Below are 24497 nucleotides of genomic sequence, written 5' to 3'. Positions count from 1 at the left end.
GCCTGGTTCAGGCCAGGATACCGCCTAACCCGTGCAGGATCATGTAACCCCCCACCAGGATAATCAGTGCCGCAGAGAACCACGGTGCTTTGCGTGAAAACTCGCTGAACCCCGGCCAGCGTTTTGTCGCATGTTTAAGGCTTAACGCGGCAATCGCGCCCGATGCCACCAGCGTTAACGCCAGACCAATACTGAAGCTAAATACCAGCGTGGCGCCCAGGGCAAAGTGCTTGAGCTGCAGGCAGATCAGCAGGACGGTGATTGACGCCGGGCAGGGGATCAACCCGCCGGTCAGCCCAAACATCGCAATTTGCCCGGTGGTGACGTTTTGTCCGTTAAAACGACGATTGATATCCTGCGCATGGGCGCGCTGGTGGGCGTCTTGCCACTCCTCTGCAACCAGTTGATGTTCATGGTGGTGATGATCATGATGGTGATGATGATCGTGCGGCTGATTCTTCTTCCAGGTACGCCACGCCATCCACAGCGCGATCAAAACGATCAATACCCCAGAGATAAGCTGGAACCAGGGTTCAGAGGTTTGCGCATCCCAGCCGCGACCAAACCATAATCCCGCCATGGCAATGATCCAGACCACCGCGGTATGGGAAAGCGTGGCCGCCAGCCCCAACAATACCGCCTGTTTCAGCGTGCCGCGGATCGCCACAATAAAGGCCGCCATCATTGTTTTAGAGTGGCCCGGCTCAAGACCATGCAGGGCACCGAGCAGGATCGCGCTGGGAATGAATAGCCATGCGTTGCCCTGTTGCAGAAGAGAAGCAAAATCGTTCATTACAAAATCCGCACTGGAAAAGGTGCGCAGATAGTACTCCCCCCCAGTAGTTGAATACTACCCCCCAGTAGAAAAATACTCAGGGGGAGTAGGGCGTGTTATGCTTTACCCGCCAGAAGAAGAAGGATGCAGAGATGTCACATACGGTTCGTCACAAGAAGATGTTATTGACTCGCCTGAAGAAAATTCAGGGGCAGAGCACCGCGCTGGAAAAAATGCTCAGTAACGACGAGCATGAGTGTGCCGAGGTATTACAGCAGCTGGCCGCGATCCGCGGTGCGGTGAATGGCATGATGCTGCAGGTGATCGAAGGCCATTTAACCGATCACGTCGTCAAAGAGCCTGAGGAAGATCAGCGTGAGGCCGATCTTGGCGTGGTTTTACAGGTGATCAAATCTTATCTGAAGTAGAAGGGGCGTTAAGGTTATTTTCTGCCCATGCCATAAATTCCGCTTTTGGCAGCGCCTTACTGTAGTACCAGCCTTGCCCGTATTGCACGCCGTGACGGTGCAGCCAGGCGAGCTGCCCTGCGGTTTCCACGCCCTCAGCAACCATCGCCAGCTTCAGTGATTTCGCCATTTCTATAATGTGTGGCGTTACGTTTTTGTACTCCAGCGCATCCACGAACGACTTATCAATTTTCAGCGTGTCGACGTCCAGATCCTGCAGATAGCTCAGGCTGGAATAGCCCGTGCCAAAATCATCGATGTAAATGGCGTGGCCCGAACGGCGAAAAGCGGCGATGGCCGGTGCGCTGATTTTGGGATCGGCAAAGCCGCGTTCGGTTAATTCAAGCGCTATCTGTTCCGGGCGGACTTGCCATTTATTGAGTAGCTGGCTCAGGAGCGGCGGCAGCTTGCCGGAGGTTAAATCTGCAGGCGCGAGGTTGACGGAGATATGCTGATCGGCATGGAGATGCAGCCAGTTGCCCATATCCTCGAACACTTTTTCGATCACCAGATGCGTGAGGCGCGAGATAAGCCCCGTTTGTTCCGCCAGCGGGACGAAACTGTCAGGCGACAGGCTACTCCCGTCAGGCTGAGGCCAGCGCGCTAGCGCCTCTGCGCCCACTATTTTCCCGCTACAGAGCGCCACAATAGGCTGGTAGTAAACCTCGAATTCACGGTTATTGATGGCATCAAGCAGGCGGTTACGCGGTGACTGGATGCGACGCAATATCCGCAGAACAAACAGGGCGGCAAGCAGGCTTATCAGCATGCCAAACGGCAGCCAGAAAAGGAGTTGCCGGTGCCAGGTTTCCGCCAGCGGTTTCAGCGCAGCCCATGCAACAACGTTTATTCCCAGCTCCGGTACGGGCTTCATGACGTACATTGCACCGTTGTACTCAACACTGACCATCTCCTGATCTTTAATCATGTCGCGGATATGCGGATCCAGTTTGCTGCTGCTGGAGAACACGAGATGTGTTGCGTTCGCTACCAGGGCGGCATCGATAGAAATATCGGCGAAGGGGATCACATCCACCAGCGAGGCGGGATCGACCAGTACAAGATAATGTCCTTGCCCCAGCACGGCCATGTTGCGGTTGAAACCGAGTTCATTTGGCCTCGTAAGCCACGCGCTATAGCCATCTTCCGTAATGCGCATGGGCGGCGGGAACGCGGTCGCTTTGCTGACCTGTTCCAGCGACGAGCACAGCGGTTTAAGGTTATCGGTGTAGATCACTTCCTGAACATAGAGCCACGAGAAGGCGATCCGGCGCATTTCCCGTAAATGCAAATGGCTACACGGAGGGCCTTTAAAGGTCTGCAGCTGCGTGAGCGCTTCCTTGGCCTGCCCAACAACCCTGTCCGTACGCAACAGCACGCGTGAGGCATAGCTGTCCAGCGCATCGACAAATTTTTCTTCCGCCTGGCGATGCGCCAGCCAGATACTGAGGCAAATCGGTATCAGCACAGAAAAGATCAGTATGCCAGTCACCAGGCTGACCAGATGTCGGGTTTTCATGCTGCCGTGTCCTTCCTCATATGCCCACTCCAGGGCACTGAGACGCTTGCCAGAGGAGAAAGTTTTTACCGCGAAATGATATAGTTATAGCACGTGAGCGTCATGGTTTTCGTTCCGCAGCAGCGAAATCAAAAAATATCGTCGGAAATGTGATGCACTCTCGGGGGTTGTTTTTACCGCAGAGCCTGGATATTATTTTGTTATGTTATAACAAAACATGAGTGATTCACGATGAAACCCAATATCCATCCAGCCTATCGCACCGTGGTGTTTCATGACACCAGCGCCAATGAATACTTTAAAGTTGGTTCAACCATTAAGACTGACCGCGAAATTGAACTCGACGGTGAAACCTATCCTTACATCACCATCGAGGTCTCTTCAAAATCGCATCCGTTTTATACCGGCAAACAGAAAACCTTCTCGACGGATGGCAGCGCGGCGCGCTTCCGTAAACGTTTTGGCGGCTTTCTTAATGCGAAGCGGGGGTGATCATGCAGGTACTTAACTCGTTGCGGAGTGCGAAACAGCGTCACCCGGATTGCCAGATAGTCAAACGTAAGGGACGCCTGTATGTGATTTGCAAATCAAACCCGCGCTTTAAAGCGGTGCAGGGACGTAAAAAAAGACGCTAGACGCCCGTTTCACGCCAGCTTTCCAGGGATCTCTTCTGTTTGCCATCGGCAGTAAAATTGTCGGTGGCAAGCCAGCTTTCAAAGGCGCTCGCCAGAGCTGGCCACTCTTTGTCGATAATCGAAAACCAGTCCGTATCCCGGTTATGGCCTTTGGTGACCAGCGCCTGGCGAAAACGCCCCTCAAACAAAAAGCCCAGACGCAGCGCAGCCTTGCGGGAAGGCTCATTCAGGCTGTTGCACTTCCACTCATAACGCCGGTAGCCCAGGGTATCGAACACGTATTGCATCAGCAGAAACTGCGCTTCGGTAGACATCGGCGTGCGGCTCAACAGCGGGGAGAAATGAACGTGTCCCACCTCCACAACGCCATTTTTGGGATCGATACGCATCAGGGCCAGGGTTCCCACCGGGGAGCGGGTCTGATTATCGAAGACGGTAAAGTGTATCGGGTCTGATAATTCACTCACGCTTGCCACCCATGCGGCAAACTCACCTGCCGTGGCATCGGGTTCACGCAGAAGCCATGTCCAGCTTCGGGTATCCCCGGCGAGTGAATAAGCGGCAAACAGCGCACCGGCATGCTCCACCTGCAGCGGCTCAAGCCAGCAGTAGCGGCCCTGAAGGACCACCCGGGAAGGGTGCTGACGCGGCTGCCAGTCGATTAGCGCTTCGCCCACCGGCTGCCCAAACTGATTGAAAGTATTCATCTTCATCTCCGTGACGTTGTAAAGAGTTCCAGACTAGTGAAGAAGTGGTTCCTTAAAAAGGACCAACAGGCTATGTTTTGGTGGTACCACGAGGAGGGGCGATGAATATTCCAGGCGATGAACTGTATACCTTGCTGAATACGGCGCTGAAAAACCGCGGACAAGAGACGCTGCAGCGCACGCTTTATCTTTCATTGCGGGAGTACATATTGTCCGGCAGGTTACAGTCCGGTAGCCGCCTGTCTGGTTCCAGGACGCTGGCCGGGCACCTCTCCCTTTCCCGAAACACCGTTAATGCGGCACTGGAACAGCTCACGCTCGAAGGGTATCTGTTGCGTAGCCGCCAGGGAACGCGGGTGGCACCGCTGGCGGCCCGTCAGCTCGCGCAGGATTTACCGGCGCCCGCGGTTGCGCTTGCCGGGCGGGTTAGCGCACTGCCTGCCCCTGTACCGCGTAGCACGCCGGTTCTGGCCTTTACGCCGGGGACACCGGCCATCAACTATTTTCCCTTGCCGCTCTGGCGGCGCCTGTACGATCGCGTGTTGCGGGAGGAGGGAAGTGCCCTGTTGGGCTACGGCGATCCCGCCGGGGAACCTGCTTTGCGGGCGGCCATTGCCCGCCACCTTGCGCTTTCCCGCGGGATTGACTGCGACGCCAGCCAGATTGTGATCACCGAAGGCGCACTGGAAGGTGTGAACCTCTGCACCCTGCTATTGAGTGAGCCGGGCGATGTTGCCTGGGTGGAAGATCCCGGCTATGCCGGCGCAAAAAGCGCCTTTGTGAAAGCGTGTTTAGCCATAACGGGAATACCGGTTGATGGAGAGGGCATGTGCTGGGAAGGAACAGATGCGCCGTCCCCTTCGCTTATTTTTACTTCACCTTCACATCAGTTTCCGTACGGAAGTGTCCTCAGCGCGCGGCGGCGTCTGGCGTTACTGGATGTGGCGCGACAACATAACGCCTGGATTATCGAGGATGATTACGACAGCGAGTTTCGTTATAGCGGTGAGCCGGTACCGGCGATGCTGGGAATGATTAACCATGCGCCCGTTGTTTATCTGGGAACATTCAGCAAAACGTTATTCCCGTCGCTCAGAATGGGGTTTATGGTTTTCCCCCGGGCGCTGGCGAAAGCGGCACGCCCGGCCATCGGTTCGTTATTGCGCGGCGGGCATCGCGCCGAGCAGCGTACCCTGGCGCTGTTCATTGAAGAGGGCCACTATGCCCGCCATTTGGCAGCCATGCGTCGTCTCTATCGTAAACGCTACCGGCAGCTGCGTGAGGCTCTGAATGCGGAGCTTCATGTACCACACCGGATTCTGGCGGGGGAAGGGGGCATGCATCTGACGGTGGCGATTGACGGAATCGACGACAGGCAACTGGTGGAACAGGCCAGGGCGTATCAGCTGGCTCCAGCGGCATTGAGCGGGTATTACCTTGATACAAAACAGGGGCAGAGCGGTCTGGTATTAGGCTACGGGAACACATCCGCTTCACTGTATGCGTCGGCTATCCGACGCATACAGATACTCATCACGCAACAGCAGGGCGGGAAAGGGTAAAGACATCATAGAAAGAGAGCTGGCCTTTGGTTGAGACCATTTTTTGCAGTTTCTCTTTTTGTTCGGTTTCTACCGCAGGGGAGTGCAGAATGCTGTCGATCAGCTCCGGCGGGACAAAACGGGTGTTGTACCACTCGCCGTTGTAGCAGACCCGGAAATCGAGCACGTCGATATCTTCATAACGATAGCGCGGATGCACGTCAAAAAAGAAAAACGCGTTAAATACCACAAACAGCACCACAAGCAGCCAGACGGAGTCCACCAGCGTTTCGGATTTCAGCATGACAATCAGCGTTGCCAGCCAGGCGGCATACATTGCGACAAACAGGCCTGGATGTTTGCGAATAAAGCTAATGCTAAAGCGCGGGCGATTATCGCGCTTTTCGCGGATGTTGAGATCGTCGATGGTGGCGGTAAGCAGGCGCTGTATTTCGGTCATTTTTTGCCTTCATGATTGTTGAATACAGGGGATCTGCCTATTTTAGGGGAGCCATTTGACTGAAAAAAGTAACAGTTATGTGCTGAAAGACCATAACAGTTGACTCCCCACACCCTCACAGCATTTTGATAATTTTCGCCGGATTACCCCCGACGACGGCATTGGCCGGGACATCTTTTGTCACCACAGCGCCGGAGGCAATCACCACATTATCCCCCACCGTGACGCCCGGGTTAATCACCGCTCGTCCCCCAATCCAGACATTATTGCCAATGCGCACGGGTTTACCGTATTCCACTCCGCTGTTGCGTTCTTCGGCATCCAGCGGGTGGGTGGCCGTATAAATATGCACGCCTGGCGCGAGCATACAGTTATCACCAATATGAATAGGGCAGACATCGAGCATCACGCAGTCGAAGTTAGCGTAAAATTCTTTGCCCAGGAAAATGTTATAGCCATAGTCACAACGGAAAGCTGGCTCAATATAAGCCCCTTCACTTTGCCCTAGCAGTTCCGCCAGAATCTTCTGGCGTTCTGTTTTCTCATCGGGGGCGGAGTGGTTATAGCGGTGAACCAGATGGCGGGCGCGCAGTCGGTCGGCCCGTAATGTTTCATCACCAGGACGGTAATGTTCACCCGCAATCATTTTCTGTTTTTCTACGCTCATAGGATACCTCTCTGGGTTCGATTACCGCAGGGTAATCGGGATAAGCCAGGAAGGGAACGTTCCCGAAAAGCGCGTGTGACTAAAGTCACAACATTGTTGCTAATGATCACGTTTTACACGGAGACCTGGCTTTAACACCGGGATCGTAATTAGAAAGGTATAAACAACTAAGAGAGTGGCGTAGAACCTCTACAGACACACTGCAACAACTAACGGACAAATTTCCACACGGAAGGTGGGATTTTGTCATACAGTTTATTCATGGTCAGCTCGGCAAGACGATGGTCAGCGGCTGAATAAAATACGGTCAGTTCATTATCAGAAAGCTCGTATTTATTTTTTTCAATCACGCGTTCGAGTGTGTCAATTGACTGACAACGTCGTAAGCGCATCAAATAATCGGTTTTTGTGAGTGGTTTATCAGACATAAATTCACCTTAGTCATTGTAATAATTTTAACAGGAAAGGCTAACCGGGTTAGCTCTGCTCACGTTGACGAAACAGCGGAATAGCCGGTTTCCAGATTTACGCCATTTCTGCAAATCCTGCGCGTTAATGCCGTAGCTGCTGAACAACATAAAGGTGTCATCCAGGTATTCGTCAATTTGCTCAATCAGTTTATTATCTTCATTGTACTTAATTTTATAATTAAGTGCGAAGGTCGCGATATGCTCTATCAACTCATTCAATTGCAAATTGATGGCCGATGTTGGATCGTTCACCCAGCCATGATTACTTTCATCAAGATTGGCAAGGCAGTCATGGTACAAGGATTCGCAGAGAAATTTCAACTGCGCGATATCATGCCTTTTTGGCGAGTACTCGTCCATAGCGCATCCCCTTCTGAGTGATTTCTTACTCACCGAACATCATTGTCGGGATGGATACAACCTACTTAGCTCTACGGGTGCTGTGCTCCTGTTCACTCTAACTATAAGCCACTCTGATCAGGATTTCACCGCGCTATTACGAAAAATTACAATTAAAATCAGAGTCTGCGAGCGTTTACGCAATAGTACATCCTAAGATGAACACTTTTATCCAAATTAACGCTGGTTTTTTTTCGCTTCCTTACGTTTCATTGATTTAGCGTAAACACGCGGAAAAAGTCCGGATTCGGAATTTTCTTTGTATGGACTTGTTATTAGGAATATTCCTAATAAGTTAAGCGGCGAAATGGAATTAAAACAATCCTGAGTTCGCCCATTAAGTTATCTGCTAATTATGATATGCCTTTTAAACATGGCATAAAATAAATAAAACGACAATAAGCGTATTTTATGATTTTTTTTCAGAAATGAAAAAGGCCGCTAATGCGGCCTTTTTATCATGTGAAACCGGTATCAGTGAGGTTCTACCGAATGACTGTGTTCAATATCTTCATTCTTCCGGCTGAAGCGGCGGCGAACCACCACGAAGAACACCGGTACGAAGAAGATAGCCAGTACGGTCGCGGTGATCATACCGCCCATTACCCCGGTACCTACCGCGTTCTGTGCGCCGGAACCCGCACCAGAGCTGATAACCAGCGGCAGTACCCCGAGGATAAATGCCAGTGAGGTCATCAGAATAGGGCGCAGACGCATACGAACAGCTTCAAGCGTGGCTTCTATCAGGCCTTTACCTTCTTTCTCCATCAGATCTTTGGCGAATTCGACGATAAGTATCGCGTTCTTCGCCGACAAGCCAATGGTTGTCAGCAGGCCTACCTGGAAGTACACGTCGTTGGTCAGCCCACGGAACGTTGCGGCCAGCAGCGCACCGATAACCCCCAATGGCACCACCAGCATAACGGAGAACGGAATTGACCAGCTCTCATACAGTGCCGCCAGACACAGGAACACCACAATCAGTGAAATGGCGTACAGGGCAGGGGCCTGGTTACCGGACAGACGTTCCTGATAGGACATACCGGTCCAGTCATAGCCAATACCCGCAGGCAGCTTGCTGGCTAACTCTTCCATCAGGTTCATGGCTTCACCGGTGCTTCGACCCGGCGCGGCCTGACCCAGAATTTCCATGGATGGCAGCCCGTTATAACGTTCCAGACGCGGTGAACCGTATTCCCAGCGCGACGTCGAGAAGGCTGAGAACGGCACCATCTGGCCATCGCTGCCGCGAACGTACCAGTTGTTGATATCGTTCGGCAACATACGGTATTGCGCTTCAGACATCACGTACACTTTCTTCACACGACCGCGGTCGATGAAGTCGTTAACGTAGCTACCGCCCCAGGCTGCGCCCAGTGTAGTATTGATGTCGCTGATGGATACACCCAGCGCCTGTGCTTTCTCCTGGTCGATGTCGATCTTGTACTGCGGCGTATCTTCCAGGCCGTTAGGACGCACGCCGACCAGCAGGTCAGGGTGTTTAGCCACTTCGCCAAACAGCTGGTTACGCGCCTGAGTCAGTTTCTCGTGGCCCAGACCGCCCTGGTCAATCAGCTGGAAGTCGAAACCGGTCGCCGTACCCAGTTCAACGATCGCTGGCAGGTTAAAGGCGAACACCATCGCATCTTTAATCTGCGAGAAGGTGCCCATTGCACGGCCGGTGATCGCTTCAACCTTGTTCTCTTCGCCCGGACGTTCAGACCAGTCTTTCAGTGAAACGAAGGCGATACCGGTGTTCTGGCCACGACCCGCAAAGCCAAAGCCGTTAACCGCAAACACGGATTCAACGTTCGCTTTTTCTTTGGTGAGGTAGTAGTCCGTCACTTCATCCAGCACTTTCTGGGTACGTTCTTGCGATGCACCCGCCGGAAGCTGCGCCATCGTCAGGAATACGCCCTGGTCTTCATCTGGCAGGAACGAGCTTGGCAGACGAACGAACAGATAGGCCATGCCCACCACGATGATGATATAGAGCAGCAGATAACGACCGGTGCTGCGCAGAATGTTCCCCACGCTGTCGGTATAGTGGTGCGTGCTCTTATCAAACATGCGGTTAAACCAGCCGAAGAACCCTTTGTGCTCGCCGTGACCGCCTTTCTGAATCGGTTTCAGCATGGTTGCACACAGCGCAGGCGTCAGGATCAACGCCACCAGCACCGACAGCGCCATCGCAGAAACGATAGTGATGGAGAACTGACGGTAAATCGCACCGGTAGAGCCCCCGAAGAAGGCCATCGGAATAAATACGGCGGACAGCACCATCGCGATACCGACCAGCGCGCCCTGGATCTGGCCCATGGATTTACGGGTTGCTTCCTTCGGCGGCAGACCTTCTTCCGCCATGACGCGCTCGACGTTTTCTACCACCACGATGGCGTCATCCACCAGCAAGCCGATGGCGAGCACCATCCCGAACATCGTCAGGGTGTTTATCGAGTAGCCAAATATTGCCAGTATGGCGAAGGTTCCGAGCAAGACGACCGGTACGGCGATGGTTGGAATCAGCGTCGCGCGGAAGTTTTGCAGGAACAGATACATCACCAGGAAGACCAGGATGATCGCTTCTACCAGGGTTTTAACCACTTCGTGAATCGAAATTTTAACGAATGGCGTGGTGTCATACGGATAAACGATCTTCAGACCTGACGGGAAGAACGGTTCCATCTTCTTCAGTTCTGCACGGATAGCCGTTGCGGTGTCCAGGGCGTTAGCACCGGTCGCCAGTTTGATACCCAGACCGGAAGCCGGTTTACCGTTAAACTTCGCAATGATGTCGTAGTTTTCGCCACCCAGCTCCACTTTTGCCACGTCACGCAGGCGAACCTGCGAACCGTCCTGATTCACTTTCAGCAGAATTTTGCTGAATTCATCGGCGGAGGTCAGACGGGTTTGCGCGATGATGGACGCGTTAAGCTGCTGGCCTTTCACCGGCGGCGTACCGCCTAACTGACCGGCTGCAACCTGGGCGTTCTGCGCTTTAATGGCGTTGATGACGTCAACCGGCGTCAGCTGGAAGTTGTTCAGTTTGTTCGGGTCCATCCAGATACGCATCGCGTACTGGGAACCAAACAACTGAACGTCACCCACACCTGAAGTACGGCTGATGGCGTCCTTCATGTTGGCGCCCACGTAGTCGGAAATATCCTCCTGCGTCATGGTGCCGTTGGTGTTGATAACGCCAACAACCATCAGGAAGCTACTGGACGATTTCTCGACGCTCACACCCTGCTGTTGTACTTCCTGCGGCAGCAGCGGCATCGCCAGCTGCAGTTTGTTCTGCACCTGAACCTGCGCGATGTCAGCATCAGTACCAGACTCGAAGGTCAGGGTGATCTGAACCGTACCGGTGGAGTCACTGTTTGAGGACATGTACATCAGGTTATCGATACCGTTCATGTTCTGTTCGATAACCTGCGTAACGGTATCCTGCACCGTTTTCGCATCCGCCCCCGGGTAGGTTGCGGAGATCGTCACCGCCGGTGGCGCAATGGTCGGATATTGCGCAACAGGCAGCTTCAGGATCGCAAGTCCCCCGGCCAGCATGATAATAATGGCGATCACCCATGCGAATATGGGGCGATCGATAAAGAAATTAGGCATGTCTTAACGGCTCCTGTTTAAGTTAAGACTTGGTTTGTTCTGACTGGCCAGCGGCCGAAGCTTGTTGTTTATCGTCAGACTTCACTTCCTGTGCTTTAACCTGCGCGCCAGGACGAACTTTTTGCAAACCAGTAACAATCACGCGATCGCCATCTTTCAGACCGTCCGTCACCAGCCATTTATCGCCAATCGCCTGCGTAGCAGTGATATTGCGCATTTCGACTTTGTCACCAGCGCCAACAACCAGTGCGCTCGCATCGCCGCGTGGCGTACGGGTCACACCCTGCTGTGGAACCAGAAGTGCGGTTGGGTTAGTGCCTTCTTCCAGACGTGCGCGAACGAACATACCTGGCAACAGGGTGTGGTCAGGGTTCGGGAAGATCGCACGTAAGGTGATGGAACCGGTGGTCTGGTCGACCGTCACATCAGAGAATTCCAGCGTACCCGCCTGTGGATATTTGATGCCGTCGTTAGTGACCAGCTCCACTTTGGCTTTACCGTTCTCCTGCTTCAGGGTGCCGTTTGCCAGCTCTTGTTTCAGTCGCAGGAAATCGTTGCTGGACTGCGTCACGTCAACGTAGATCGGATCAAGCTGCTGCACGGTTGCCATCGCTGTGGCCTGACCGTTTTGCACCAGTGCCCCTTCCGTCACGGAGGATTTACCAATACGACCGCTGATAGGGGAGGTCACTTTGGTATAGGCCAGGTTGATGCGCGCGGTTTCGACAGCTGCTTTTGCTGCCACAACGGCCGCGTTAGCCTGCTGTGCATCCGCCAGGGCTGTGTCGTAGTCCTGTTGGCTGATGTACTGCGTACCGAGCAGTTTTTTGTAACGATTCAACGTCAGCTGAGAGATTTTGGCCGCCGCTTCCGCTTTCGCCAGGTCGCCTTTCGCGCTTTCATACGACGCCTGATACGTTGCGGGATCAATCTGATACAGAGACTCACCGGCTTGCACATCGCCGCCTTCGGTAAAGTTACGTTTCAGGATAATGCCGCTCACCTGAGGACGAACTTCTGCAATGCGATAAGCACTTGTGCGGCCAGGCAATTCGGTGGTGATCTGAAGAGGTTCGGATTTGAGCGTCACAACGCCAACTTCTGGCATCTGCTGCGCTCCTTGTTGAGCCTGTTTGTCGTCACATCCTGTAAGCGCTAAGCTGCCTGAGAGCATCAGAACGACCGCCAGAGGCGTTAACCCTCTGTTTTTGTTCATATGTAAACCTCGAGTGTCCGATTTCAAATTGATCAATGGTCCTGAGTCCAAAAACCCATTGCTGCGTTTATATTATCGTCATGCTATGGTACATACATTCACAAATGTATGTAAATCTGACGCCTGTAAATTCACCCACTTATGGCACGAAAAACCAAACAACAAGCGCTTGAAACCCGACAACACATTCTGGATGTGGCAATCCGCTTATTTTCTCAGCAAGGTGTTTCGTCAACCTCGCTGGCACAGATTGCTCAGGCCGCTGGCGTTACGCGGGGAGCGATTTACTGGCATTTTAAAGACAAGTCAGATCTGTTCAGTGAAATCTGGGAGCTTTCAGAGTCCAGCATTAGCGATCTCGAGAGTGAGTATCGGGCAAAATTCCCTGACGATCCACTCTCAGTATTAAGAGAAATATTAGTATATATCCTTGAAGCGACGGTAGTTGAAGAGCGCCGTCGGTTAATGATGGAAATTATTTTCCATAAATGTGAGTTTGTGGGAGAGATGGCTGTCGTGCAGCAGGCGCAACGCAGCCTCAGCCTGGAAAGCTATGACCGCATTGAACAGAACCTGAACCAGTGCATGCAGGCTAAACTGCTACCGGCCAATCTCCTGACCCGCCGGGCGGCTATTCTGATGCGCAGCTACATTTCGGGCCTGATGGAAAACTGGCTTTTCGCCCCGCAATCCTTTGACTTAAAAGCGGAAGCCCGCAGCTACGTGGCGATTTTACTGGAAATGCTACAGCTCTGCCCGACGCTGCGCAGCGACGCGCCTTCGCTCACTGCCTGAGCCATTTCCAGGATTTATCTCAGAGGCTCACGTTCGCGCTATTCTGCTTCAGGCGAGCGTGATATTCTGCACGCCGGACTATTTTCGGTCATCTTCTGACATCACTCACGACTATGCTGCACACCAATCGCTCGCAACATCCTGTTCTTGCACTACTCTTCGCGACGCTGTTTTTCTTCGCAACGGCACCGCTTTCCTGGGCCCGCGCCGATAACGGCAATGACATTCCATCACGTGCTGATGTTCAGTCGCAGCTCGACGCCCTGAATAAACAAAAAGATCTCACGCCGCAGGACAAACTCGTTCAGCAGGATCTGACGGAAACGCTGGAATCACTGGATAAAATCGATCGCGTTAAAGCGGAAACTACCCAGCTTCGTCAGAAGGTGGCGCAGGCGCCTGAAAACATGCGTAAAGCAACGGATTCGCTAAATGCCCTGAGCGACGTGGATAACGACGACGAAACGCGCAAAACGCTGGCAACGCTGTCGCTGCGTCAGCTGGAGTCACGCGTCGCACAACTGCTCGACGACCTGCAAACCGCACAGTCGGATCTCGCCACCTACAACAGTCAGCTTGTCTCTTTGCAGACTCAGCCCGAGCGCGTACAAAACGCAATGTACGCCGCGTCTCAGCAGCTGCAGCAAATCCGTAACCGCCTGAACGGCACCACGGTGGGTGAAGGCACGCTGCGCCCGACGCAGCAAACGCTGCTGCTGGTTCAGCAGTCGTTACTGAATGCGCAAATTGAACAGCAGCGTAAAAGCCTGGAAGGGAATACGGTGCTGCAGGACACGCTACAAAAACAGCGTGATTACGTGACCGCCAACATTAACCGTCTGGAACATCAGCTTCAGCTGTTGCAGGAGGCGGTGAACAGCAAGCGCCTGACGCTGACGGAAAAAACCGCCCAGGAGGCGGTATCGCCGGACGAAACCGCCCGCATCCAGGTCAATCCGCTGGTGAAGCAGGAGCTCGATGCGAACCATCAGCTGAGCGAGCGCCTGATTCAGGCGACCGAGAACGGTAACTCGCTGGTTCAACAGAACATTAAAGTTAAAAACTGGCTGGACCGCGCGCTCCAGGCGGAACGTAACATCAAAGAGCAAATTGCGGTGCTGAAAGGCAGCCTTCTGCTGTCACGCATTCTTTATCAGCAACAACAGACGCTGCCCTCTGCCGACGAGCTCGAGGACATGACCAACCGCATTGCGGATTTACGTCTGGAACAGTTTGACGTCAACCAGCAGCGCGATGCCCTTTTCCAGAGCGATACCTTTGTCGCCAAAATAGAAGAGGGCCACTCCAGTGAAGTGAACCCGGAAGTGCACGACGCACTGTTGCAGGTGGTGGATATGCGCCGCGAGCTGCTTGACCAGCTCAATAAACAGCTTGGTAACCAGCTGATGATGGCGATTAACCTGCAGATCAACCAGCAGCAGCTGGTGAGCGTTTCTAAAAGTCTGCAGGAGATTTTAACCCAGCAGATTTTCTGGGTTAACAGCAACAAACCGATGGACTGGGACTGGGTTAAATCCTTCCCCGAAACGCTGAAAACGCAGATTAAAAGCATGAAAATCACCGGGAACTGGGAGAAAGCCTGGCCCGCGGTGATGATTGCCTTCCTGGCGGGATTACCGCTGCTGCTGATTGCGGGCGTGATCCGCTGGCGTCTGGGATGGCTGAAGAACTATCAGGCGAAGCTGGCCTCAGAAGTGGGGCAACTGCGAAATGACAGCCAGCTGCATACGCCAAAAGCGATTCTGATCGATCTCATTCGCGCGCTGCCGGTGTGCCTGATCATCCTGGCTGTTGGCCTGATCCTGCTCACCATGCAGCTCAACGTCAGCGATTTGCTGTGGGCTTTCAGTAAAAAGCTGGCCCTGTTCTGGCTGGTGTTTGGTCTGTGCTGGAAGGTGCTGGAAAAAGACGGCGTGGCGGTGCGTCACTTCAATATGCCGCAGCAACTGACCAGCCACTGGCGTCGTCAGATTGTCCGCATCAGCTTGGCGCTCCTGCCGCTGCACTTCTGGTCGGTGGTTTCCGAGCTTTCTCCGCTGCATCTGATGGATGACGTTCTGGGTCAGCTGGTCATTCTGCTGAACCTGCTGCTGATTGCCATCCTGATGTGGCCGATGTGCCGCGATAGCTGGCGTGATAAAGAGTCTCACAACCTGCGCCTCGCCACCGTCACGGTGCTGGCAATCATTCCGCTGGCGCTGATGGTGCTCACGGCGACGGGCTACTTCTACACCACGCTGCGCCTGTCCGGCCGCTGGATAGAAACCGTCTATCTGGTGATTGTCTGGAACCTGCTCTACCAGACCGTGCTGCGCGGCCTGAGCGTGGCGGCTCGCCGTATCGCTTATCGCCGCGCCATTGCGCGTCGTCAGCATCAGGTGAAAGAGGGCGCCGAAGGCGCGGAGCCGCAGGAAGAGCCGACCATCGCGCTGGAGCAGGTTAACCAGCAGACGCTGCGTATCACCATGCTGGTGATGATTGCCCTGTTCGCGGTGATGTTCTGGGCCATCTGGTCTGATTTGATAACCGTCTTTGCCTATCTCGACAGTATCACCCTCTGGCAGTACAGCGGGACCGAAGCAGGTGCTGCGGTGATGAAGAGCGTCACCATGGGTAGCCTGCTGTTTGCGGTGGTGTCGTCGATGGTGGCCTGGGCGCTGATTCGAAACCTGCCGGGTCTGCTGGAGGTGCTGGTGCTGTCGCGCCTGAACCTGCGTCAGGGGGCGTCCTATGCCATTACCACCATCCTCAACTACGTCATTATTATTGTCGGGGCGATGACGGTCTTCGGCTCGCTGGGCGTGTCTTGGGACAAACTGCAGTGGCTGGCGGCAGCGCTCTCTGTGGGTCTCGGTTTTGGCCTGCAGGAGATTTTCGGTAACTTCGTTTCCGGCCTGATCATCCTGTTCGAACGTCCGGTACGAATTGGCGATACGGTGACCATCGGGACCTTCTCCGGTACCGTCAGCAAGATCCGCATTCGTGCGACCACTATTACCGACTTCGATCGCAAAGAGGTGATCATCCCGAACAAAGCGTTCGTGACCGAGCGTCTGATCAACTGGTCGCTCTCTGATACGACGACGCGTGTGGTGATCCGCCTCGGCGTAGCCTACGGTTCGGATCTGGATAAGGTGAAAGAGGTATTGCTGAAGGCCGCAAAAGAGCATCCAAAGGTTATGCACGAGCCGGCGCCAGACGTCTTCTTCACCACCTTCGGGGCGAGCACGCTGGATCACGAGCTGCGTTTATACGTGCGTGAGCTTCGCGATCGCAGCTACACCGTGGATGAACTGAACCGCTCCATCGACCGCCTGTGCCGTGAAAACAATATCAATATTGCTTTCAACCAGCTTGAGGTTCACCTGCATAACGAGAAAGGTGACGAGCATACGGAAGTGAAGCGTGAGATTAAGGGTGACGATCCGACTCCCGCCTGAACTATTTTCCCTCTCCCGGTGGGAGAGGGTTAGGGTGAGGGCAACCGGCCTTCACCTTTCCCTCAAAATCCCGCCGCACAATCTCCAGTGCCTTCAGCACCGTCTCAGCCGGGATCTCATGATTCTCCAGCAGCATAATCAAATCGACGGCCAGTTTGACCTCATCGGGGGCATTTTCCAGCGACATGTGTGGCTCCTTTTAACGGGTCAGGCGTTCAATGACGCGTTCGATCTCATCCAGCGCCTGACGGCAGCGGACAAGACGTCCATCCAGCGCGTCGATTTCGCGCATCAATAACTGCTGCTCTTCCAGCGTTTCACTGTTGTTCAGACGTGCTTCCCGCTCGCGCTTCATCTCAAACAGACGGCGTTCAAACTCCTGGTGCTCCAGCCGTTTGCGCTGCCATTTACCGAGGCCGGGCGACGCGCTATCCCAGGTACGCAGGGGCCAGGCTGCGATCTCCCGGTGCAAGGCGGTGATCTGACTGGTGAGATGCTCCGCAAGCCAGGCCACCTGCTCATGTTTACCGTCATTCACGGCCTGTCGCAGTTCGTCGAGGTTGGTCTGCGCCTCATCAAGATAGTCTTTCATCAGCGTACTTCGCGTATGAAATAACTGCCGGTCAAAGCGCGGTTTGAGCGTCGCATGCTGCATCAACGGTGACGCCTGCGTGCGCAGGGCAACGAGCTGATTTTGCAGCGTCTCTAAAAGCAGGGCTATTTTCAAGGCGCGCTCCAGTGGTAAAGTAGCCGTTCAGTTTGATAACGATTCGCATTATGCAGCGTACTATTTTAATCATCATTGGCTGGCTCGCGGTAGTGTTAGGCACTCTGGGCGTGGTTTTGCCACTTTTGCCCACGACGCCGTTTATTCTGCTGGCAGCCTGGTGTTTTGCCCGCTCATCCCCGCGTTTTCATCACTGGCTGCTGTATCGCTCGTGGTTTGGCGGCTATCTGCGCCACTGGCAGAAACACCGGGCCATGCCGCCTGGCGCAAAGCCGCGTGCGATTGCAGTCATCCTCATCACCTTCGCCATTTCATTATGGCTGGTGAAAATGATGTGGGTGCGGATCCTGCTGCTGGTTATCCTGACCTGCCTGCTTATCTTCATGTGGCGGATCCCCGTGGTTGATGAAAAGCAACAAAAGCACTGAAGCCTTATAATGGCTGTTGCAATTATTGTGCGCAGCCAGTAAATTCGACCGTTTTCGAGCACAGGCGCGCCTGGTTAAAGGTTAAACAATTGTTACCTTTACCGCCTCTTTGCGCGCTGTGAGTAACACTGTTTCATTTAGGCACAAACCGATGACCGCAACTGCACAGCAGCTTGAATATCTGAAAAACAGCATCAAAAGCATCCAGGACTATCCAAAACCTGGCATTCTTTTCCGTGATGTCACCAGCTTGCTGGAAGACCCGAAAGCGTACGCGCTCAGCATTGAACTGCTGGTAGAGCGTTATAAAAACGCCGGGATCACCAAAGTAGTAGGTACCGAAGCCCGTGGCTTCCTGTTTGGCGCACCGGTGGCGCTGGCAATGGGCGTAGGTTTTGTGCCAGTGCGTAAGCCGCGCAAACTGCCGCGTGAAACCATCGCGGAGAGCTATGAGCTGGAATACGGCACCGATCAGCTGGAAATCCACGTCGATGCCATTAAGCCTGGCGACAAAGTGCTGGTGGTGGACGATCTGCTGGCAACCGGTGGCACTATCGAAGCGACCGTGAAGCTGATTCGTCGCCTGGGTGGTGAAGTGACCGACGCGGCCTTCATCATCAATCTGTTCGATCTGGGCGGCGAACAGCGCCTGGAAAAACAGGGTATTACCAGCTACAGCCTGGTGCCTTTCCCGGGTCATTAATCCCGTTTCTCACAACCTCGCTCAATGGGTGAGGTTGTGATAGCATTCCCCTCCATTAATTCACCTTCCAGCGTTGCAGAGCCTGCCCATGAGTTATCAGGTGTTAGCCCGTAAATGGCGACCACAAACCTTTGCCGACGTTGTCGGTCAGGAACATGTGCTGACGGCCCTGGCGAACGGCTTGTCGCTAGGTCGTATCCATCACGCCTATCTCTTCTCCGGTACCCGCGGCGTCGGTAAAACCTCTATTGCCCGTTTGCTGGCAAAAGGTCTGAACTGCGAAACCGGGATCACCGCCACGCCGTGTGGCGTGTGTGACAACTGCCGTGAGATCGAGCAGGGGCGCTTTGTCGATCTGATCGAGATCGACGCCGCCTCGCGCACCAAAGTTGAAGATACCCGTGACCTGCTGGATAACGTGCAGTACGCCCCGGCGCGTGGCCGTTTCAAGGTCTATCTGATCGATGAAGTGCACATGCTGTCACGTCACAGCTTCAACGCCCTGCTGAAAACGCTGGAAGAGCCGCCTGCGCATGTGAAATTCCTGCTGGCGACCACCGATCCGCAAAAGCTGCCGGTGACGATTCTGTCGCGCTGTTTGCAGTTCCATCTGAAGGCGCTGGACGTTGAACAGATCCGTACTCAGCTGGAACACATTCTCGACGAAGAGAACATTGTCCACGAGCCGCGCGCCCTGCAACTGCTGGCCCGTGCAGCGGACGGCAGCCTGCGCGATGCGCTCAGCCTGACGGATCAAGCCATTGCCAGCGGTGACGGTAAACTGTCGACGGAGGCGGTCAGCACCATGCTCGGCACGCTGGACGACGACCAGGCGCTGTCCCTGATTGAAGCCACGATCGCCGCGAACGGTGAGCGCGTCATGTCGCTGGTGAATGCCGCTGCAGCCCGTGGCGTCGAGTGGGAAGCCCTGCTGGTCGAGATGCTTAGCCTGCTGCACCGTGTAGCGATGCTTCAGCTCTCTCCGTCAGCGATGGGGGCGGATATGGCGGCCATTGAACAGCGGATGCGTGAACTTGCGCGAACCGTGCCGCCTGCTGACGTACAGCTTTATTACCAGACCTTGCTGATTGGCCGTAAAGAGCTGCCGTTTGCGCCGGATCCTAGAATGGGCGTTGAAATGACGCTGCTGCGTGCGCTGGCGTTCCACCCGCGTATGCCGCTGCCAGAGCCTGAAGTGCCCCGGCAATCATTCGCCCCGACCGCCCCGACGGCAGTGATGTCGCCGCAGCAGGTGCCAGCACAGCCGGCAGCGCCGCCGCAAAATGTACCGCTGTCGGATGCCACCAGTTCGGTGCTTGCCGCCCGCAGCCAGTTGCAGCGAGCGCAGGGAGCAACCAAACCAAAAAAGAGTGAACCGGCAGCGCCAGGAAGAGCGCGGCCGGTAAACAACGCCGCGCTTGAACGACTGGCCTCGGTAACGGAGCGCGTACAGGCGCGCCCGGCACCGTCCGCGCTCGAGCAAAAAGCCCCGGTGAAAGAAGAGGCTTACCGCTGGAAGTCGACGACCATCGTCGAAGAGGTGAAGAAAGAGGTTGCCACGCCAAAAGCGCTGAAGAAAGCGCTGGAGCATGAAAAAACACCGGAGCTTTCCGCGAAGCTCGCGGAAGAGTCTATCGCGCGTGACGCCTGGGCCGCTGAGGTCAGTAAACTGCAACTGCCTAAGCTGGTTGAGCAGGTCGCGCTGAATGCCTGGAAAGAGCAGGACGGTAATCAGGTGCGTCTGCATCTGCGTCCCGGTCAACGGCACCTGAACTCCCCCAGCGCACAAAAAGCGCTGGCCGAGGCGCTGGCCACATTGCAGGGTGCACCGGTTGAATTGACTATCATTGAAGATGATAATCCGGCGGTGCGAACGCCACTGGAGTGGCGCCAGGCCATTTATGAAGAGAAACTCGCGCAGGCGCGTGAGTCGATTATTGCGGATAACAACATCCAGACCCTGCGCCGGTTCTTCGACGCCGATCTGGATGAAGAGAGTATTCGCCCTATTTGATCGTGAGTCTGACTTACGGTTGTCATCGTTAAACGTGAAAGAGAGAGAAGCCTATGTTTGGTGGAAAAGGCGGTCTGGGTGGCCTGATGAAGCAGGCTCAGCAGATGCAGGAAAAAATGCAGAAGATGCAGGAAGAGATCGCTCAGCTGGAAGTCACGGGTGAATCCGGTGCCGGTCTGGTCAAGGTGACCATCAACGGTGCGCATAACTGCCGCCGCGTTGAAATCGATCCAAGCCTGCTCGAAGACGACAAAGAAATGCTGGAAGATCTGGTTGCAGCCGCGTTCAACGATGCCGCTCGCCGTATCGACGAAACCCAGAAAGAGAAAATGGCCTCTGTATCCAGCGGTATGCAACTGCCGCCGGGCTTCAAGATGCCGTTCTGATGCAAACCAGTCCGCTGCTCACGCAGTTAATGGAAGCGTTGCGCTGCCTGCCGGGCGTAGGCCCGAAGTCGGCGCAGCGTATGGCGTTTACGCTATTGCAGCGCGACCGCAGCGGCGGGATGCGCCTGGCGCAGGCTCTGACCCGCGCCATGTCAGAGATTGGTCACTGTGCGGATTGCCGTACTTTTACCGAGCAGGACGTCTGTAATATTTGCTCGAATCCGCGTCGTCAGGAGAACGGTCAGATTTGCGTGGTGGAGAGTCCGGCGGACATCTATGCCATCGAACAAACCGGGCAGTTCTCTGGCCGCTATTTCGTACTGATGGGGCATCTCTCCCCGCTGGACGGTATTGGCCCGGATGATATCGGTCTTGATCGCCTTGAACAGCGTCTGGAGTCCGAGACCATCAAAGAGGTGATCCTCGCCACCAACCCCACGGTGGAAGGGGAGGCAACCGCCAACTACATCGCCGAGCTGTGCGCGCAGTACGGTGTTGACGCCAGCCGTATCGCTCACGGCGTGCCGGTTGGCGGCGAGCTGGAGATGGTTGACGGCACCACGCTATCGCACTCTCTGGCCGGACGTCACAAGATTATTTTCTGACCAAACGGAGGCGGCATTCGCAGCCTCCGCTTGAAAATTTCCCTGCTTATCCCCATTTCTCCCTCAACGTTTTACAACCCCATTAAATGGCATTGTTGAGGTCGACTTAGATGAAAGGACAAGAAACCCGTGGTTTCCAGTCAGAAGTAAAACAGCTTCTGCACCTGATGATCCATTCCCTGTATTCCAACAAAGAAATCTTCCTGCGTGAGCTGATTTCCAACGCCTCCGATGCGGCGGACAAGCTGCGCTTCCGCGCGCTGTCTAACCCGGATCTGTATGAAGGCGACGGCGAGCTGCGCGTGCGCGTCTCTTTCAATAAAGAGAACCGTACCCTGACCATAGCCGATAACGGCATCGGCATGAACCGCGACGAGGTGATCGACCACCTCGGGACTATCGCCAAATCCGGGACCAAAGCGTTCCTGGAATCAATGGGCTCTGACCAGGCGAAAGACAGCCAGCTGATCGGCCAGTTCGGTGTGGGCTTCTATTCGGCGTTTATCGTGGCGGACAAAGTGACCGTGCGTACACGTGCGGCGGGTGACAGCGCGGAAAACGGCGTGTTCTGGGAATCCAAAGGTGAAGGTGAATACACCGTTGATGACATCACCAAAGCGGATCGCGGCACCGAAATCACCCTGCACCTGCGCGAAGGCGAAGACGATTTCCTGAACGACTGGCGCGTGCGCTCCATCATCAGCAAATATTCCGACCACATTGCCCTGCCGGTTGAGATTGAAAAACAGGAAGAGAAAGACGGTGAAACCGTGGTCTCCTGGGAGAAAATCAACAAGGCGCAGGCCCTGTGGACGCGCAATAAGGCTGAAATCAAGGACGACGAATACAACGAGTTCTACAAACACATCGCCCATGACTTTACCGATCCGCTGACCTGGAGCCATAACCGTGTGGAAGGTAAGCAGGAGTACACCAGCCTGCTGTATATCCCGTCGCAGGCGCCGTGGGATATGTGGAACCGCGATCACAAGCACGGTCTGAAGCTTTACGTTCAGCGTGTCTTCATCATGGACGACGCCGAGCAGTTCATGCCGAACTACCTGCGCTTTGTCCGTGGCCTGATAGATTCCAACGATCTGCCGCTGAACGTCTCCCGTGAAATTCTGCAGGACAGCACCGTGACCCGCAACCTGCGTAACGCGCTGACCAAACGTACGCTGCAGATGCTGGAAAAACTGGCGAAAGACGACGCGGAAAAATACCAGACCTTCTGGAAGCAGTTTGGCCTGGTACTGAAAGAAGGCCCGGCGGAAGACACCGCGAACGTAGAAGCGATCGCCAAACTGCTGCGCTTTGCCTCTACGCACACTGACTCCTCCGCGCAGACCGTGTCGCTGGAAGAGTACGTTTCCCGCATGAAAGAAGGGCAGGAGAAGATCTACTACATCACCGCCGACAGCTACGCCGCGGCGAAGAGCAGCCCACACCTGGAGCTGCTGCGTAAGAAAGGCATCGAAGTGCTGCTGCTTTCTGACCGCATCGACGAGTGGATGATGAACTACCTGACCGAGTTCGACGGTAAGCCATTCCAGTCTGTTGCCAAAGCCGATGAATCCATCGACAAGCTGGCGGATGAAGTGGATGAAAGCGCGAAAGAAGCCGAGAAGGCGCTGGAGCCGTTCGTCGAGCGCGTGAAAACCCTGCTGGGCGATCGTGTGAAAGAGGTGCGCTTCACCCACCGTCTGACCGATACGCCGGCGATTGTGACTACCGATGCGGACGAAATGGGTACCCAGATGGCGAAACTGTTCGCCGCGGCAGGTCAGGCGATGCCAGAAGTGAAATATATCTTCGAGCTGAACCCGGATCACCCGCTGGTGAAACGCGCGGCGGATACCCAGGACGAAACCCGCTTCGCTGAGTGGGTCGAACTGCTGCTGGATCAGTCTCTGCTGGCCGAGCGCGGCACGCTGGAAGATCCTAACCTCTTCATTAAACGTGTGAATGCGCTGCTGCTGGCGTAATTGACCACGCCTCCCCTGGTCTTCTCCCTCTCCCCGTGGGAGAGGGCCGGGGTGAGGGCACCAGACCGCACTCCCCCAAATAATCTCCCCCCATTAACCGTTTCAGCCTTCCCGCCTTCCTTGAGCCGCATCCGTTCTGGTGGTATTGTTTAGCGCTTTTGAAAAATTGAATCGACTTTTGAGGGGATTTTCGCAATGCGTATTATTCTGCTTGGCGCTCCGGGCGCGGGTAAAGGAACTCAGGCTCAGTTCATCATGGAGAAATACGGTATTCCGCAAATCTCCACCGGTGATATGCTGCGCGCCGCTGTTAAATCTGGCTCTGAGCTGGGTAAACAAGCGAAAGACATCATGGACGCAGGCAAACTGGTGACCGACGAGCTGGTTATCGCTCTGGTCAAAGAGCGCATTGCTCAGGAAGACTGCCGTAACGGTTTCCTGCTGGACGGCTTCCCACGCACCATTCCTCAGGCTGACGCCATGAAAGAAGCGGGCATCAACGTAGACTACGTGCTGGAGTTCGACGTACCAGACGAGCTGATCGTTGATCGTATCGTTGGTCGCCGTGTGCACGCTGCTTCTGGCCGCGTTTACCACATTAAATTCAACCCACCTAAGGTTGAAGGTAAAGACGACGTAACCGGCGAAGAGCTGACCACCCGTAAAGACGATCAGGAAGAGACCGTGCGTAAGCGCCTGGTGGAATACCATCAGATGACTGCGCCGCTGATCGGCTACTACACCAAAGAAGCGCAGGCGGGTAACACCAAATACGCGAAAGTTGACGGCACCAAAGCCGTGGCTGACGTTCGTGCAGAGCTGGAAAAAATCCTCGGCTAATCGCACTGCTCTCACCCGGGGCCCCGGGTGAGAATATTTCTCATCTTACCTATTACAGCAATGGGTTCCGTTTAAA

24 protein-coding genes and 1 other annotated feature are annotated in these 24497 nt (G+C 54.7%); of the genes, 13 read left to right on the top strand and 11 right to left on the bottom strand.

Annotated features, from left to right (window positions below; genetic code table 11):
- Positions 1-7 precede the first annotated feature (7 nt).
- Positions 8-793 (bottom strand): nickel/cobalt efflux protein RcnA, encoded by a 786-nt coding sequence (locus tag AK59_RS0109485; protein WP_029882639.1) that lies wholly within the window; start codon positions 791-793, stop codon positions 8-10.
- Positions 794-927: 134 nt separating this feature from the next.
- Here AK59_RS0109485 and AK59_RS0109480 point away from each other — a divergent pair, with 134 nt between their 5' ends.
- Positions 928-1203: a metal/formaldehyde-sensitive transcriptional repressor gene (locus AK59_RS0109480; protein ID WP_014830896.1), complete on the top strand. Its 276-nt coding sequence runs from the start codon at positions 928-930 to the stop codon at positions 1201-1203.
- Here AK59_RS0109480 and AK59_RS0109475 read toward each other — a convergent pair.
- Positions 1184-2761, bottom strand: coding sequence for an EAL domain-containing protein (locus AK59_RS0109475; protein WP_029882638.1), 1578 nt, complete (start codon positions 2759-2761; stop codon positions 1184-1186). The genes AK59_RS0109480 and AK59_RS0109475 overlap by 20 nt on opposite strands.
- A gap of 231 nt (positions 2762-2992) precedes the next feature.
- Between AK59_RS0109475 and AK59_RS0109470 the strand changes: the two genes are divergently transcribed.
- Both AK59_RS0109470 and ykgO read left to right on the top strand, forming a co-directional pair.
- The gene (locus AK59_RS0109470) at positions 2993-3253 is read left to right on the top strand and encodes a type B 50S ribosomal protein L31 (RefSeq protein WP_006176933.1); all 261 of its coding nucleotides are present in this window, start codon (positions 2993-2995) and stop codon (positions 3251-3253) included.
- A 2-nt stretch (positions 3254-3255) separates the two neighbouring features.
- Positions 3256-3396, top strand: coding sequence for a type B 50S ribosomal protein L36 (gene ykgO / locus AK59_RS01000000123640; protein WP_003859006.1), 141 nt, complete (start codon positions 3256-3258; stop codon positions 3394-3396).
- Here the strand turns inward: ykgO and AK59_RS0109465 are convergent.
- Positions 3393-4103: a GNAT family N-acetyltransferase gene (locus AK59_RS0109465; RefSeq protein WP_023620096.1), complete on the bottom strand. Its 711-nt coding sequence runs from the start codon at positions 4101-4103 to the stop codon at positions 3393-3395. The two genes, ykgO and AK59_RS0109465, sit on opposite strands and share 4 nt — an antisense overlap.
- A gap of 101 nt (positions 4104-4204) precedes the next feature.
- On the opposite strand from AK59_RS0109465, the gene pdxR reads away from it, so the two are divergent.
- Positions 4205-5665 carry a MocR-like pyridoxine biosynthesis transcription factor PdxR gene (gene pdxR / locus AK59_RS0109460; protein WP_029882637.1) on the top strand — a complete coding sequence of 487 codons (1461 nt, stop codon included), beginning with the start codon at positions 4205-4207 and terminating at the stop codon, positions 5663-5665.
- Here the strand turns inward: pdxR and AK59_RS0109455 are convergent.
- The 6 genes from AK59_RS0109455 to acrA all read right to left on the bottom strand — a co-directional run bounded on the left by AK59_RS0109455 (position 5637) and on the right by acrA (position 12477).
- On the bottom strand, positions 5637-6104 hold the full coding sequence (locus AK59_RS0109455; protein WP_013095887.1) for a YlaC family protein: 468 nt from the start codon (positions 6102-6104) through the stop codon (positions 5637-5639). The two genes, pdxR and AK59_RS0109455, sit on opposite strands and share 29 nt — an antisense overlap.
- Before the next feature lie 115 nt (positions 6105-6219).
- Complete coding sequence (gene maa, locus AK59_RS0109450) at positions 6220-6771, bottom strand: maltose O-acetyltransferase (protein ID WP_013095888.1); 552 nt, start codon at positions 6769-6771, stop codon at positions 6220-6222.
- Positions 6772-6980: 209 nt separating this feature from the next.
- Complete coding sequence (locus AK59_RS0109445) at positions 6981-7199, bottom strand: HHA domain-containing protein (protein ID WP_013095889.1); 219 nt, start codon at positions 7197-7199, stop codon at positions 6981-6983.
- 27 nt (positions 7200-7226) lie between these two features.
- Positions 7227-7601: an Hha toxicity modulator TomB gene (gene tomB, locus AK59_RS0109440; RefSeq protein ID WP_008499288.1), complete on the bottom strand. Its 375-nt coding sequence runs from the start codon at positions 7599-7601 to the stop codon at positions 7227-7229.
- A 513-nt stretch (positions 7602-8114) separates the two neighbouring features.
- On the bottom strand, positions 8115-11261 hold the full coding sequence (gene acrB, locus AK59_RS0109435) for a multidrug efflux RND transporter permease subunit AcrB (RefSeq protein WP_013095890.1): 3147 nt from the start codon (positions 11259-11261) through the stop codon (positions 8115-8117).
- Positions 11262-11283: 22 nt separating this feature from the next.
- A complete protein-coding gene (gene acrA, locus AK59_RS0109430; RefSeq protein WP_023620093.1) occupies positions 11284-12477 on the bottom strand; it encodes a multidrug efflux RND transporter periplasmic adaptor subunit AcrA in 1194 nt (397 codons plus the stop codon).
- A gap of 141 nt (positions 12478-12618) precedes the next feature.
- Here acrA and acrR point away from each other — a divergent pair, with 141 nt between their 5' ends.
- Positions 12619-13272 (top strand): multidrug efflux transporter transcriptional repressor AcrR, encoded by a 654-nt coding sequence (acrR, locus tag AK59_RS0109425; protein ID WP_013095892.1) that lies wholly within the window; start codon positions 12619-12621, stop codon positions 13270-13272.
- A gap of 113 nt (positions 13273-13385) precedes the next feature.
- Positions 13386-16733: a mechanosensitive channel MscK gene (gene mscK, locus AK59_RS0109420; protein ID WP_029882636.1), complete on the top strand. Its 3348-nt coding sequence runs from the start codon at positions 13386-13388 to the stop codon at positions 16731-16733.
- Between the two features lies 1 nt (position 16734).
- Here the strand turns inward: mscK and rsmS are convergent, their stop codons facing one another.
- Positions 16735-16920, bottom strand: coding sequence for a pleiotropic regulatory protein RsmS (gene rsmS, locus AK59_RS0109415; RefSeq protein WP_029882635.1), 186 nt, complete (start codon positions 16918-16920; stop codon positions 16735-16737).
- Positions 16921-16932: 12 nt separating this feature from the next.
- Positions 16933-17460, bottom strand: a complete 528-nt coding sequence (gene priC, locus AK59_RS0109410) for a primosomal replication protein N'' (RefSeq protein WP_020685008.1) — start codon at positions 17458-17460, stop codon at positions 16933-16935.
- 50 nt (positions 17461-17510) lie between these two features.
- On the opposite strand from priC, the gene AK59_RS0109405 reads away from it, so the two are divergent.
- From AK59_RS0109405 to adk, 7 genes are all read left to right on the top strand, one after another.
- Positions 17511-17888, top strand: a complete 378-nt coding sequence (locus tag AK59_RS0109405) for a DUF454 family protein (RefSeq protein WP_013095896.1) — start codon at positions 17511-17513, stop codon at positions 17886-17888.
- 151 nt (positions 17889-18039) lie between these two features.
- Positions 18040-18591, top strand: coding sequence for an adenine phosphoribosyltransferase (gene apt / locus AK59_RS0109400; RefSeq protein WP_000127359.1), 552 nt, complete (start codon positions 18040-18042; stop codon positions 18589-18591).
- 88 nt (positions 18592-18679) lie between these two features.
- Positions 18680-20605 (top strand): DNA polymerase III subunit gamma/tau, encoded by a 1926-nt coding sequence (gene dnaX / locus AK59_RS0109395; protein ID WP_029882634.1) that lies wholly within the window; start codon positions 18680-18682, stop codon positions 20603-20605.
- Positions 19935-19999 (top strand) — a sequence feature (DnaX frameshifting element). It overlaps the preceding gene by 65 nt.
- Before the next feature lie 53 nt (positions 20606-20658).
- On the top strand, positions 20659-20991 hold the full coding sequence (locus tag AK59_RS0109390; RefSeq protein ID WP_003858972.1) for a YbaB/EbfC family nucleoid-associated protein: 333 nt from the start codon (positions 20659-20661) through the stop codon (positions 20989-20991).
- A complete protein-coding gene (gene recR / locus AK59_RS0109385; RefSeq protein ID WP_013095898.1) occupies positions 20991-21596 on the top strand; it encodes a recombination mediator RecR in 606 nt (201 codons plus the stop codon). The genes AK59_RS0109390 and recR overlap by 1 nt, the downstream gene beginning before the upstream one ends.
- 110 nt (positions 21597-21706) lie before the next feature.
- On the top strand, positions 21707-23581 hold the full coding sequence (htpG, locus tag AK59_RS0109380) for a molecular chaperone HtpG (protein WP_023620089.1): 1875 nt from the start codon (positions 21707-21709) through the stop codon (positions 23579-23581).
- 195 nt (positions 23582-23776) lie between these two features.
- A complete protein-coding gene (gene adk / locus AK59_RS0109375; RefSeq protein ID WP_006809841.1) occupies positions 23777-24421 on the top strand; it encodes an adenylate kinase in 645 nt (214 codons plus the stop codon).
- Positions 24422-24497 lie beyond the last annotated feature (76 nt).

The organism is Enterobacter sp. T1-1 (assembly GCF_000710795.1).
Taxonomy (GTDB): Bacteria; Pseudomonadota; Gammaproteobacteria; order Enterobacterales; family Enterobacteriaceae; genus Enterobacter; species Enterobacter cloacae.
Note: the sequence above shows the minus strand (reverse complement) of the source record. Positions and strands in the feature narration are given on the sequence as shown.